10 protein-coding genes are annotated in these 14,265 nt (G+C 46.8%); 8 read left to right on the forward strand and 2 right to left on the reverse strand.

What is annotated here, in order from left to right; translation table 11 throughout:
• The first annotated feature begins 94 nt into the window (after window positions 1-94).
• Together IJE10_03640 and IJE10_03645 are read left to right on the forward strand one after the other, a co-directional pair.
• The gene (locus tag IJE10_03640; GenBank protein MBQ2967199.1) at window positions 95-4,081 is read left to right on the forward strand and encodes an S-layer homology domain-containing protein; all 3,987 of its coding nucleotides are present in this window, start codon (window positions 95-97) and stop codon (window positions 4,079-4,081) included.
• A gap of 82 nt (window positions 4,082-4,163) precedes the next feature.
• A complete protein-coding gene (locus IJE10_03645; protein ID MBQ2967200.1) occupies window positions 4,164-5,159 on the forward strand; it encodes a copper amine oxidase N-terminal domain-containing protein in 996 nt (331 codons plus the stop codon).
• Window positions 5,160-5,194: 35 nt separating this feature from the next.
• On the opposite strand, the gene nadA is transcribed toward IJE10_03645, so the two are convergent.
• Window positions 5,195-6,109: a quinolinate synthase NadA gene (gene nadA, locus IJE10_03650; protein MBQ2967201.1), complete on the reverse strand. Its 915-nt coding sequence runs from the start codon at window positions 6,107-6,109 to the stop codon at window positions 5,195-5,197.
• Window positions 6,110-6,453: 344 nt separating this feature from the next.
• Here nadA and IJE10_03655 point away from each other — a divergent pair, with 344 nt between their 5' ends.
• From IJE10_03655 to IJE10_03665, 3 genes are read left to right on the forward strand one after another with little or no spacing between them, the layout of a single operon-like run.
• Window positions 6,454-7,731, forward strand: a complete 1,278-nt coding sequence (locus tag IJE10_03655; GenBank protein MBQ2967202.1) for an L-aspartate oxidase — start codon at window positions 6,454-6,456, stop codon at window positions 7,729-7,731.
• Window positions 7,724-8,578 (forward strand): carboxylating nicotinate-nucleotide diphosphorylase, encoded by an 855-nt coding sequence (gene nadC / locus IJE10_03660; protein ID MBQ2967203.1) that lies wholly within the window; start codon window positions 7,724-7,726, stop codon window positions 8,576-8,578. The genes IJE10_03655 and nadC overlap by 8 nt, the downstream gene beginning before the upstream one ends.
• A gap of 12 nt (window positions 8,579-8,590) precedes the next feature.
• A complete protein-coding gene (locus IJE10_03665; GenBank protein MBQ2967204.1) occupies window positions 8,591-9,133 on the forward strand; it encodes a transcription repressor NadR in 543 nt (180 codons plus the stop codon).
• A gap of 71 nt (window positions 9,134-9,204) precedes the next feature.
• Here IJE10_03665 and IJE10_03670 read toward each other — a convergent pair whose 3' ends face one another.
• Window positions 9,205-11,334, reverse strand: coding sequence for a family 16 glycosylhydrolase (locus IJE10_03670; GenBank protein MBQ2967205.1), 2,130 nt, complete (start codon window positions 11,332-11,334; stop codon window positions 9,205-9,207).
• Between the two features lie 97 nt (window positions 11,335-11,431).
• Between IJE10_03670 and IJE10_03675 the strand changes: the two genes are divergently transcribed.
• The 3 genes from IJE10_03675 (at window position 11,432) to IJE10_03685 (ending at window position 14,102) form a co-directional block, all read left to right on the forward strand.
• Window positions 11,432-12,685 carry a LysM peptidoglycan-binding domain-containing protein gene (locus IJE10_03675; protein MBQ2967206.1) on the forward strand — a complete coding sequence of 418 codons (1,254 nt, stop codon included), beginning with the start codon at window positions 11,432-11,434 and terminating at the stop codon, window positions 12,683-12,685.
• A gap of 93 nt (window positions 12,686-12,778) precedes the next feature.
• The gene (locus IJE10_03680) at window positions 12,779-13,336 is read left to right on the forward strand and encodes a helix-turn-helix transcriptional regulator (GenBank protein ID MBQ2967207.1); all 558 of its coding nucleotides are present in this window, start codon (window positions 12,779-12,781) and stop codon (window positions 13,334-13,336) included.
• Entirely contained in the window at window positions 13,329-14,102 is a 774-nt protein-coding gene (locus tag IJE10_03685) for an ImmA/IrrE family metallo-endopeptidase (GenBank protein MBQ2967208.1), read from the forward strand. Before IJE10_03680 ends, IJE10_03685 begins: the two co-directional genes overlap by 8 nt.
• The last annotated feature ends 163 nt before the right edge of the window (window positions 14,103-14,265 follow it).

Consider the following 14,265-nt stretch of genomic DNA (forward strand, 5'->3'; position numbering starts at 1 on the left):
TAATTTCGGATAAAAAATTTTTATAGTTTAGGCTATTGATAGCAGAAAATGAATGATGTATAATAAAATTATAAACAAAAAAGGAGGAGAATGTATGAAACGTATACTTTCGTTGCTTCTGGCGCTTTTGATGCTTATGCCTTTGTGTGCAGCGGTGTCCGCGGCAGACGCAAACACCTACATTTATCTGCGTCCCGAGAATTTTAAGGACAGCCTCGGCACCTGGCGTATTTTCGAAAACGAAAACGGCGCGGTGGAAGGCATCAATTTAAAAGGCAGAGAAAACCATGATTCCAAAACGGCAATCCCTGCATCGGCACAGATTGAAATCCCCAAAGACGGTACATATTATGTGTGGACCCGTTCCATGGATCACGAAACGGTACCCGGTACCCGTCATTTCAAAGTGGCGCTGGGTGAAAAAGTAATGCCCAAAAAGCTTGCCACCCACGGCATTTCGGGCTATTACTGGGAACTGGCAGGTAAAACCGATTTAACTGCCGGCAAACAGTTTGTAAAGGTGATTGACACCTCCGGCTATTATGCAAGATGCGATGCCATTGTCATCACCGACGACCCGAACTATGTTCCGCCAAATCTTGCAGATGACGTTTTAAAAGAGGTTAAAAAATACCAGGCAGACCCCAAAACCACTTCTGTAGCGGATACAACAATCCCCACCGCAGAAGCGGAAACGGCTGAACCGCCAAAAGACTATAAAGACCCGTCCGTAACCGTGCCCAAAGATATGTCGGGCGTATCCGAGGATGGCAAAACCTTAATTGTAACCACCGACAGCGCAGGCTTCTTTGGCGAAGGCGGCTGGGGTGGATTGACCCGTGGTCAGCGTCAGGGACTTTGGTCGAACAACACCCAGGCAAAAGGCATCTGGCATCCCAACATCACCGAGCCTGTTAAAGTAAAGCTTTCTTTCTTTGCGGTGCTGGATTATTCTGCCAAAAACCAGGACGATACAGCCCTGACCTTTGAAGTGTATTACGGCGACGGCAATATGGAACAATTCTCCTTTGACCTTTCCAAAATGGAAAAAGAGGGTTTTGTGGAAATCGGTACCTTTGATTTTACCGGTACAGGCAAAGAGTTTGTCCGGTTCATCAAAGTAACCAGCGGTGAAGATAACTGCAGCCGTATTTCGGACATGAAGTTTGAAGCGGTTTCGGGTACTATCAAGGTGGGTGATACCGCGCCCTCTCAGCCCGAGGTTCCGAACGTGCGCAGAGAAAAAGCGCCTGTTGTCTATGTGTATGACAAGGAATATACCGAAGCAGGTCCCTGGAGCAAGAGCGAAAAAACCAACGCAGACGGTAAAGACGCTTCTGTCGCAGCGGCACAAAACGCAGTTTGCGCCTTTGTTCCAAACCTTGCAGAAAGCAAAACCTTAAAGGTTGAAGTGTATAACGACCCCACCCCCGTGTTTGGGATGACCCCCGACACAAAAGCGGAATACACCGTTTTCCATAACGGCAAAACCAACACGGTGTCGTTTGATATGACCCAAAAAGCAGGCTGGTACGCTTTAGGTGAATTTGATTTTGCAGGTACACCCGACGAATATGTTCTGCTCAAAAAAGCAAACAGCGACACCAATACCTTTGTGCGCGCAACTGCCGTTCGTTTTTCGGGTGCTGATTTGGTACTCCGTTCGCTGGAAGACCCCCAAAAACCCGCAGCGGCAAATTTCATCGCGGCACCTGCCAATGTAACGATTACAGACATTGATACCGAAATGCCCCACAAGAAAACCTCTGCATTCTTCATCCCCAGCGAAGCGAAAATTGTTTCCCATGGTGATGCGGAATACAAGGAAAACGGTACATGGCTCGGCTCGGGTCTTGCAGGCTACTATGATGCGGTTATGGGCAAAAACACCTCTTCCCGCTACTCCTTTGACCCCAAAGCCTCCGCAAGCTGGGGTACAGGCGGTATCAAAGGCACAGCCGAGGTTTCCATCTACAAGCTGCTGCACGCAAATTCCGATAATCAGGTGCATGTTACCGTAACCCACAGCGGTCAGACCGACGAATTCTATTTAGATTTCACAACCGGCTCTCCCGGCTGGGTATCTTTGGGCGTATTTGAGTTTGCAGGCACGCCCGATGAAGGTGTAACCTTAGACAATTTCAAATCCGCAAACACCTGCCGTGCCAATGCGGTACGCTACGAGCAGTGTGCAATCCCCGTGACCGTTGAAAACGGCATCGCAACCGCAAAGGTAGACGGCGCAAACTTTGATGCACTCCCCAAAACCGCAACCAAGCAGGGCTTGAACTACGAAACGGTTGCAGAGCTTCTGTTGAACTTTGACTACGCAGAAAAAGGTTTGAAAGCCGAATTTGCAGGGGATAAAGTGAACCTTGCCAAAAAAGATTTCAAAGACGGATATTTGGGCATTCAGACACCCTTTGGTAAGCTCTCTCTGCCCCTTTCCGAAATCACCGTCGCAGATGACGAAGCTTTAGTGATTGGCTTGGAAAAGGTAGACGGCAAAACGGTAAAGGCGTCTTTTGAGATTCTTTCGGGTGGTCAGATTAAGCCCGTAAACTTTGCGTTCACAAAACAGGCACAGCTTGTTGTAAACAGCGATTTAAGAGAAAATAAAAACCTCGCATTCCGCCAGCTGGATGGTGCAGGAAGCTATATCCCTGCTTACATTGACCGTTACGGTGCATTCGGCGAACGTGCCGAAGCTTATATCGGCAAAACCTTCCAGGACAGATTGAATGAACAAAACAACGAAATTTTTGCCATGGCAGAAATTGCAGAATCCGGCACCTACGGTCTTGTACAGGGTAACGTCACCATGCCCGATATGGAAGGCCACTGGGCAAAGGATAATGTAAATGAAATGGCATCTAAAGGTCTGGTTTCGGGTAAGGGCAACGGCTACGACCCCGAAGCAGACGTAACCCGTGCAGAATTTGCCACCATGCTTCTGCGTGCCGTGGCTGCACCCCAAAGTCTTGTTTCCACAGGCTTTACCGATGTGCCCGAATCCGAATGGTTTGCACCCTATGTAAACGGTGCAAATCAGGCGGGACTGTTTGAAGGTATTCCCTTTGGCGATACCTTTGAACCCAATAAACCCATCACCCGTGAAGAAATGTCTGCCATGATTGTAAACGGCGTAAAGGTTGCAGGCAGATTCAAAAACACCCTGATTGAAGCGGATTACTATCTGCAGAATTTTGCGGATAAAGCTTCTATTTCGCCTTGGGCGACCGAGTTTGTGGCGCGTGCAACCGAGCTTGGCATCATTATGGGTATCGAACGGGACGGCGTGATGACCTTCCAGCCTGCAGAAAAGGCAACCCGTGCCCAGGCGGCAGTTATGCTGAAGCGCTTCCTGGACGTGGATGCCTATGTAGGACCCCTTGGCAACGGCAAATGGGTGCTTACGTTCCATGACGAATTTGACGGCGACGATTTGAATGATGCGGTTTGGGACAGTGTAAACGGACCGCACAGCCACATCAACTCCTCCAGATATCGTGAAAATGTGGAAGTGCATGACGGTAAGGCGTTCCTGATTACCAAGGATGAGGACAAGGGTGGTAAAAACTGGACCTCTGCCAGCATCTGGACAAGGGAGTTTGAACAGACCTACGGCTATTTTGAAGCCAAATACAAATATCCCAACTCGGAAAGCATGAATTATAACATCGCGTTCTGGCTTTACAAATCCATGATTACCGTAAACGACAGCAAGTATTACGAAATCGACATCAACGAGGGCAGATGCCCCGGCACCGTCCAGACTGCAGAGCATTGGTCGGGTGACAATATGCAAAGCCGCGGCAACAAATATATGTATCAGTGGATGCCCGAGGATTTCCGTGAAGACTACCACATCTTTGCGGCAGAATGGACACCCGAGGAAATTGTATTCTATGTGGACGGCAGAGAAATCAGACGGCACAAAACCACTTATTCCAATCATCCCATGCAGGTTTACCTTTCTACTGCAATCATGAATGAAGCAACCGAAGAAGAACTCTTAAAGGATGCAGACGGCACCGCCATGGAAGTAGAATACGTTCGCGTATACCAACGCGCAGAATAAAAAAATACAGCAACGCGCGAGAATGTACTTGCGCGTTGCTTTTCGTTATGCTATAATAGAAGAAAAAAGGGAGATGTTCAAAATGAAAAAACTTTTGGTCGTGTTACTTGTAGCGCTGATGCTTTTGCCGACAACAGCAGGCGCGTTTGAGGGAAATTTCCTCGATCCGTTCAACAACGAGCTTTTTGAGGTTGTGGCAGAGTCGCAGTATTACGATGATTTTAATCTGGATTTTTATTTCCGCGACATGGTTTATAACGAAGATTTCTCTCTTTCTAAGGTTGTAGAAACCACCCTTTATTACGACGGCACTTATGAACAGAAGGACTTGTGTGATTTCCTGCCCGACGGTGGCGCTTATGCGTATTACTTTTCGGATGAGGAGGATTCCGGGGAAAATCCGTTTAATGACGGGCTTAAACATTACAGCAACTTAGACACCTATGTGTTCGGCTTAAAAGATATTAACGACAATTTTGTGTATGAAAGCTACGCACTCGATTATTTTGTTTATGATTACAACCTCGGATTTTTGCGTGAAGGGGAGAACAACGGCTATGCAGGTCCCGATCTTGCTCCCGAGGAAAGAGAATATAAAACAACCTTTACCCGCATCATGACCGACAATGCGAAATATGAGTTCAATTGTGCAATAAGCGGTTTTAACGATGACGGCTATGCCGTAATGCGTTACAACCAAAAGCTGTATATCATAAAGCTGAAGCAGGGTGCGATTCCCACCGTTTTTTATAACAACGAAAAAATCCTTTTCGACCAGATTCCGGTAATTGAAAACGGCAGAACGCTGGTTCCGCTCCGTGCAATTTTTGAAACCTTTGGTGCAGAAGTACAGTGGGACGGTGCAACCAACACCGTTACCGCAGTAAAGGACGGCACCGAGGTCAAGCTTACCATCGACAGCACTACCGCATACAAAAACGGCGAAGCCATCACCTTAGATGTGCCGGCAAAGGTTATAAACGGCAGAACATTGGTACCCGTTCGCTTCGTGTCCGATTGCTTTGATGTGCAGGTCGGCTGGGACGGCACAATGCTCCGCGTAGATCTTACAAAATAATAAAAAAGTCCGCTAACGCGGACTTTTTTATATCTCTAAAGGGCAAGCATGGCATCAATTGCGCGTTTTGCACCGAGGCGTACGTCCTCGGAAAGCACAATTTCCTCGCCACCGTTTCCGAGCAGGCAATGGTACACGTCCACCAACGAGGTTAAGCGCATATCCTTGCAGATACATTCTCTGGAAAGGGCGTAAAACTTCTTGTCGGGATAAGAAAACTGCAGATGCTGAACGATAGAATTGTCTGTGCCGATAATAAATTCGGTTGCATCGGAATTTTCCACAAATTTCAGCACGCCTGTGGTACTTCCCACATAATCCGCACTGCCCGAAATGGCTTTTTTGCATTCGGGATGCACCAAAAGCAACGCATTCGGGTGTGCTTTTCGCATCCGCACCACATCTCTTGAGGTGATTTGCATATGTACGGGACATCCGCCGTCTATAAAATGGAATGTTTTTTCGGGCACCTGCTCTTTAATCCAACCGCCTAAATTGCAGTCCGGAATAAACAGAATTTCCTTTTGCTTCAGCTTTTTGACAATGTCTAACGCTGAGGCGGAGGTCACGCACACATCGCATTCGCATTTTAATGCCGCTGTGGTGTTGATGTATGCCACCACTGCCGCGTTGGGATATCTTAATTTTAAAGCCTTTAATTCTTCTACAGAAAGCTGTTCTGCCATGGGACAGCCTGCATCCGGGTGGGATAAGATAACTTTTTTGTCGGGCGATAAGATTTTTGCGGTTTCTGCCATAAACCGCACACCGCACATTAAAATGTTTTTCTGTGATGCGGCTGCCGCCTGCTGACTTAAACCAAAGGAATCTCCCACAAAATCCGCAATCTCGGTTACATCCTGCGTCTGATATGCATGTGCCAGAATCAGCACGTCTTTTTCTTTTTTCAGCTTGATAATTTCTGCCTGTAAATCTTTTGTGTTGAACATAAGCATTCCTCCATGTTGCATCTATTATAATGCATTTTTCAGAAAAAGTCAATAAAAGTTTACACTTTCCTTGCAATGTGTAAACTTTTATGGTATAATAATTGCAACCAAAGAAAAAAACACTTCGTGTTTTACACTTATGCAATTATTGTACCACGGAGTGATGAAGCAAGCCGACTGCGGCTTGCACTTATGGTATAATAATTGCGCCCACAGAAAAAACACTTCGTGTTTTACACTTATGCAATTATTGTACCACGGAGTGATGAAGCAAGCCGACTACGGCTTGCACTTATGGTATACTATTTTGTAGATTTAGACATTTTACGCAAAGGAGGCAGGATATGCAGACAGACATTTTCATAGCAGGAAGCGGATGTGCAGGCTTGTATTGCGCCCTTCAACTGCCCGACAGTTTAAAGGTTACGGTCATCACCAAATCGGATGCAGAAAAAAGCGACTCCTTTTTAGCCCAGGGCGGTATTTGTGTGCAACGGGATGACGACGATTTCGATGCCTTTTTTGAGGACACCTTAAAGGCAGGCCATTATGAAAACAATCCCGACAGCGTACGCACCATGATTGCATCTTCAAGGGATGTGATACAGGACTTAGAAAGCTACGGCGTGCGGTTCACCAAAAATCCCGACGGCAGTTTTATGTATACCCGCGAGGGTGCCCATTCCAAGCCGAGAATTTTGTATCATCGGGACATTACGGGCAGGGAAATCACAAGCTGTCTTTTGCAAAAAGCAAAAGAAAAACCAAATATTGAGATTTTAGAGCATACAACCCTTTTAGATATTCTTGTAAGGGAGGGCGAATGCGTGGGCGCGGTCATCCGAACGGCGGACGGGAAAACCGAAACGGTTTCGGCAAAGTATACCGTGCTTGCCACCGGTGGAATCGGCGGTCTGTTCCGACATTCCACAAACTTTAAGCATTTAACGGGCGACGCCCTCGGCGTCGCTTTAAAGCACGGCATCGAGCTAAAGGATGTAAGCTACATTCAAATTCATCCCACCACCCTTTATACTGAAGAAGAGGAGCGGAGCTTTCTGATTTCCGAATCGGTACGGGGCGAGGGTGCAAAGCTGTATGACAAAACTTTTCATCGGTTTACCGATGAACTACAGCCTCGGGATTTACTGACACAAGCCATTTTAGAACAAATGCACAAAGATAACACAAGCCATGTGTGGGAGGATTTGCGACCCATTCCCAAGGATGAAATTCAAAGCCATTTTCCCAACATTGCCGAAAAATGTGCCGAAAAGGGCTATGATGTTTATAACGAATGCATTCCCGTCGTGCCTGCCCAGCACTATTTCATGGGCGGAATCCGGGTGGATTTAAACAGCAAAACCTCTATGGAGGGGGTATATGCCGTAGGTGAAACCGCCTGCAACGGTGTACACGGCAAAAACCGACTTGCCAGCAATTCTCTTTTAGAAAGTCTGGTGTTTGCTAAAAAGGCGGCGTTGGATATGGCAAGCCATCCGCGGGAAGCGGCCGTTTTACCCGAAATTGACCTTTCGGCTTACGGAGATTCCGAAAAAATACTGCAAGGCTACCGCGAAGCGGTTTTAAACCAAATAGAAAAGGAGAAAAATTATGTTTGATAACGCAACTTTAAAATTACAGGTAGACCCATTGATTTTGAGCGCATTGCAGGAGGATATTACCAGCGAGGACGTGTCCACCAACAGCGTGATGCCCGTCTTTCAGATGGGCGAGGTGGATTTGATTTGCAAAGAGGACGGCGTGCTTTGCGGTATGCAGGTGTTTGAGCGCGTGTTTACTCTCCTTGACCCCGACACAAAGGTGGAAATGTTTGCCGAAGATGGCAAGCAAATTCAAAAAGGCGAGTTGATTGCAAAGGTGCGCGGAGATATCCGCATCCTGCTTTCGGGCGAGCGCACCGCATTGAACTATCTGCAGCGCATGAGCGGAATTGCCACCTACACAAAAGCGGTTGCCGACCTTTTAAAGGAAAGCAAAACCACCCTTTTAGATACCCGTAAAACCACCCCCAACAACCGTATTTTTGAGAAATATGCGGTACGTATCGGCGGAGGCTGTAACCATCGCTATAACCTTTCGGACGGGGTGCTGTTAAAGGATAACCACATCGGTGCCGCAGGCGGCGTGGCAAAAGCAATTCAAATGGCAAAGGCATATGCGCCCTTTGTCCGCAAAATCGAGGTGGAAGTGGAAACCTTTGACATGGTTAAAGAAGCGGTGGAAGCCGGTGCGGATATTATCATGCTGGACAACATGAGCCATGAACAAATCAAAACCTGCATGGAATATATTGCAGGCAGAGCAGAGGTCGAGGTTTCGGGCAACGTAACCAAAGAAAACATTGCCGTGCTTACAGACCTTGGCGTAGACTTTATTTCAAGCGGTGCATTAACCCATTCTGCACCCATTTTGGACCTTTCTTTGAAAAATTTACACGCCATTTAACGGAGGAGTGTTATGAAAAGTCAACAGCGACGTGCTGAAATTGTAAAAATTCTCTCGGTGGCCGAAGCGCCTGTCTCGGCAAGGGTTTTTGCAGAGCAATTTTCGGTCAGCCGTCAGATTATTGTAAAAGACATTTCTTATTTGCGCGCTTCGGGCATGTCTATTCCGGCAAAGGGAAGAGGGTATGTGCTCATAAAAGATGAAATCCCAAAACGAGTGCTGAAAACCATCCATTCTGACGAAGAGGTAGGAGATGAGCTTCGGTTAATTGTGGATATGGGCGGCATAGTGGAGGATGTGTTCATCTATCACAAAATTTACAATAAAGTAACTGCAAAGCTGAACATCAGAACCCATGAAGATGTGGACCGCTTTTTAAGTGCCCTTTCCTCCGGACAGTCGGGACTTTTAAAAAACGCCACCTCGGGCTATCACTACCACACCGTTTTAGCAGAAAGCTATGAAATCCTTTCGGATATCGAAAATGCCCTATGGGAAAAAGGGTATCTAGCCCCTTTAAAATCCTATGAGCCGGAAGAATTATTCAACAAATAACAAGAGGCTGTAATACTTACAGCCTCTTTTGTTTACACAAAAACGCCCCTTTCACGAGGCGTTTTTTAAGCTTATTGTTTTCCGATGGTGTCAAGCTCGGTAGAGAGTTCCTTGGTGGGTGTAACCTCTTTGTCGCCGATAATGACAAATTTATCGGGAATCCAGCTGACCTTTTGGTTTAACCCCTCCGAAATGGCTCGGAGCGGTACGAATGTTCTGCCGTCTCTCACATAAGCAGGCACGTCCAGAACAATTTCTTTGCCGTTTACGTTCATTTTAGCGCTGTTGACCTTAAGGGTAACGGTGTTGTCTGCAAGACGGATCACAATTTCTTCTGTTTCGTCCACATAGTCTACCGTTGCACCCAAATTTTCCGCAATGAATCGGACAGGCACCATGGTGCGGTCATTTTTGGTGGTGGGGACAACCGAAAGGTTTTCGGGGTCCACCGTTTTCTTGATGCCGTGCGCCCACACCTTCGGGCTTTCCAGCTCTAAAAGCAGAACATCCTTTAAAACAACAGAGCCTTTTGTGGCAATGCTTGCGGCAGATGCCCGAAGCAGACCGCCGTTTTTGCTGTCAATACCCACAACCACCTTGTCGCCTTTTTTCAGTTTTTCTGTGCCGATTACCTGCCAGCCACCTTGGGTTAAATCTGCGGTACCGTCTACCGTTTTGCCGTTAAGCTTGTAATACACATGGCATTTTTTGCCCGAGTTGCTGTGCCCCACCTTATAAAAGCGGATGTCATATTCTCCGTCTTTTGGAGCGGTGATGGTAAATTCAGCCGCTGCATCACCATCCTGCTCATACACAAAAATACTCTTTTCGCCCTTATAGCCTGCAAGACCGCTTCCCTGCCATGCGCCCGACTGATTAAAGCCATCGCTTTTCGTGCTCACGAAGGTTTCGCCGACAGTATAGCCGGAAAGGTCGGTGGTATAGGGAATTGCCTTTTCCACCTCTTTACCGTGGGTTGCGTACAGGGACGGGTTGTCAATTTTCAGCCATTGTCCGCCATTTGCCTCGGAGATGATTTCCACATAAGCACCGTTGTCCGTGATTTCTATGTCGGTTATCTCAAGCTTTGTCATGGTATCCGACTTTGGAATATCTATTTCTTTTACCGTTTCTCCATCAAAATCTGAAATGCGGATTTTGGCGGTTTTCTGACCGCCCGAGGACATGGCGTATACCGAAAAGCTGTAGTTGCCGTTGGGAATGTAGTAAAGTCGCTGGGCGGTGGTAACCGTATACTTTTTATCACTGTGGTGAGAAAGTACATGGTTTCCGCTGACTGCACTGTCATTCCATTCTAAAAAGCTTGCCTCGGTATCACCAAGCTCCATCCAGCTCATGGGATGCTGTAAGGAGGTTTTGGGTGTATGGTCTGGATTTTCATTGTATTCAAATTCGGATGCACCTAAAAGATTGATATCCTTTAAAGGCATCGCATAAAAATGTACATAATCCCACCAGGCATCTCCGGGAAGCTTTGCTCTGTCAATTTCGCCCGAAAGACTTGCGTTGGCAAGACCCGTAATCCATAAATTCTGCTGGGCATAGTGGATGGGGATTTCGTTACCTGATTTAGACTGAATCAGCTCTCCGTTTAAATACCAGTTAATCTGATTCGGAAGCCATTCATAACCAAAGGTAAATTCGGTATCGGTGGGGAAATCGGTTACCGGTGTACCCGGTATACCGGTAACCGCATTGATTTTTAAATTGATGTTGCAGGTGATTCTGTTTTTCTTATGGGAATCGATTTCATAGCCGTCAATTTCGTACACCTGATTGTATTTGGGTGTTTTTTCGCCGTCCCCGCCAAAGCCCATGCTCCAGAAGGACGAATGCATACCGCCCGTCGCGCCAAACAGACGGCATTTTGTTTCATAATAGCCGTAGCCGAAAAATTCGTTGGATATGATACCGCCACCTGTGAGCTGTTCTGTGCCGTTTCGGGTTTCATAGCGCATTTCGTGGTACATTTTCCCATCCTTGATATACACATTTTCGGGATAGTTGTAACCGCCAAGCCGTTCGCCTGTGCGGTATTTCCAGATGTTTAGGTCAATTTCCTTGTCAAATTCGTCTGCAAAAAGCAATTCATAATCCGCATCCGGCGGTGCGGCAAAAGCCGTTATGTCAAGACACATCAGCAGTAAAAGCAGACATAAAAACGTAAAATACTTTTTCATAGAATCACTCCCTTTTCTTTCATTATAAAAGGTTTCTTTGTAAAACGCAAGTCTTTTTTTAAAGGGCGCGGAATAGGGATGAAATGAGGTGATTTATATGGTGATTCACACTGTCCGACCGGGCGAAACGGTCTACTCCATTGCAGGGATGTATGACGTATCTCCCACCTTACTTGCAAGAAACAACGGCATAAACGGCTCTTTAGTGGTGGGTGAAGATTTAGTGGTGCTTTTTCCCACACAGCTCCACACCGTAAGGCAGGGCGAAACCCTTTCTTCCATCGCAAGTAGCTATGGCATTTCATTACGACAGCTTTATCGGAACAACTACTATTTAAAAGGGACAGATGCCCTTTACGCAGGACAGACGCTTGTGATTGCATACAGCGACAGCCCCGAAAGGGGTCTGCTCACCAACGGTTATGCATACCCCTATGTATCGGATGTGGTGCTTAAAACCGCCTTGCCGTATGTGGACTATTTATCCCCCTTTACCTACGGCATGACCTTTTCGGGCAATCTGATTCCGCCCGATGACGAAAAAATGCTCTCCCTTGCCTATGCATTGGGCGCAAAAGGGGCATTGCACTTATCTACCTTAGATGCAACAGACCGCTTTGACACCGCCCTTGCCACCAACATTTTTAACAATTACACCGCAAGGCAGACGTTGCTTTCGGAAATCGCAGACACCATGCGGGCAAAAAATTTTAGCCTGATTGATGTGGATTTTGAGTATATCAACGGATTGGATGCGGAAAATTACGCATCCTTTGTGACAGAGCTTAAGAGCCTCGGCTATCCCGTAATTGCCGCGGCGGCACCCAAAACCTCCCGGGAACAGAAGGGTCAGCTTTACGAGGGGCACGACTATGCACTTTTGGGTGCGGCGGCAGATTACCTGTTTGTGATGACCTATGAATGGGGGTACACCTACGGTCCGCCTCTTGCAGTCGCACCCCTTCCGAATGTGCGGGCGGTTTTAGAATTTGCCGTAACAGAGGTCAGCCCCGAAAAAATTATCATGGGCATTCCCAATTACGGCTATGATTTTTCGTTGCCGTATGTGGCAGGTGCTTCCCGTGCCACCTCCATCGGTAACCGCAGAGCGGTAGACATTGCCCGCCAGCACGGAGCGGAAATTCAGTTTGACCAGACTGCGATGTCCCCTTACTTTACCTATCGGGATATGTCGGGTACTTCTCATGAGGTGTGGTTTGAAAACGCCAGAAGTATTTATGCTAAATTTCAGCTTTTAAAAGAACTTAAGCTTCAGGGGGCAGGGTATTGGAATCTGATGCGGGAATTCCCACAGCTCTGGCTCTTACAGAATGCTTTATTTTTCTCCTGAACCTTTAAATATCTATTGACAAATTTTATTGCATTGTGGTATAATGATTGGTGATATAAATATACACTAGGATAAAGAAAGGAAGGGTTATCTATGACCACAGATCCGAAATGGAATGTATCCGAAAAAGAGAAGAACGAACTCATTTCCGCATTGACCACAGAGCTTGCAGTATTCCGCACCAAGGCAGGCATCTCCCAGGAAGAGTTGGCAGGCTTAATCGGCGTAACCCGCCAGACCTACGGCGCTTTTGAAAGAAAGACAAGACGCATGACCTGGAGCACCTATCTGTCTTTGATTCTGTTTTACGATTATAATGAAAATACACACAATATGCTTCGAGGCTCTGCCGCGTATCCCAGAGAAATTTTAAAGCGCTTTAACGACGGCAGAGAGAGCGATACCTTTAAGTTAGATGAGATGCTGCCCGGGGCACGTTCGCTGTTGGATGGCTTGGATGCCCAGGCAATTCAGACCATCAAAAATGTAATGCTTTTAGAATTCTCCCGTTGCAACGATGTGCCGGTAGAAGCGGCTGTCCGTCTGTTCGGCAGCATGGATTTTGGCATCACACCCAAAACCCGTGAAGAAGAAATTGCCGCAAAGCAGGCGCTGAGAAATATTATCAATAAGGAACAGGGACATGCATAAAGACATTCAGAAAAAAGCACGGGCATTTGTGAATAAACACCGTCTGAAAAAGGTAAATTTCACGTCTGTCCGTTCCGCCGCAAAGGCAGAGGGCTACACCATTGTAGAGTTTAATCATTTGTATAACGACAAGGATGTAAACGTTCTGGTAGAAGCGTTGCATTTAAAAGAATATGTCAGCACCGCAAAGGGCTTTACCTATGCAGACAACAACTACCGCATTATTTTTCTGCACGAGGATTTAAGTGATTCGGAAAAGGTGTTAGTTCTTTTACACGAGCTGGGGCATATTACCTTAGGGCATCTTACCGCAAACAGTATTATCGGAAACGATGTAATGCAGGAGTATGAGGCAAACGAGTTTTCGCATTATATTACGCACAGAAGCAAGATGGATGCCTTTTTCCATTCCGCATGCTGGAACAAAAAGTGGTATATTACAGGCGGAGTTTTGCTTGTGGCAGTATTGGTGTTACTGCTTACTTTCTGCACGGGACAGACCCCGGAACAACCGTCCGGCATTGCGCCTGACAACGATCCGGTGCAGACCGAAGTTTCTGTAACCAATCCGACGCAGAGCACCGCACAACCTGCACCGTCCAAGACGGCTCCCTATGCCGAAAAGCAGTTCTTCATTACGGCAACGGGCAAAAAATATCACTTAGAGGACTGTCGGTATCTGCAGGATAAGTCGGATGTCTCTCCCATGACCAAGGAGCAGTATGACAGCGGTTTTTATCAGCCCTGTGCGTACTGTAAGCCGTAAAAAACAAAAGGACTGTAAATTTATTACAGCCCTTTTTTAGGGAATAGGAAAAAATGTTTGGAATGGACAAACTGAGCCCAAACCGCGTTGCATCGCGGTTTGGGGTTACCCGAAGGCGTACAAAGGTACGTCGAGAGGCGAAGTTTGTTCATAGCAAAAACGC

The organism is Clostridia bacterium (assembly GCA_017410375.1).
Taxonomy (GTDB): domain Bacteria; phylum Bacillota; class Clostridia; order RGIG6154; family RGIG6154; genus RGIG6154.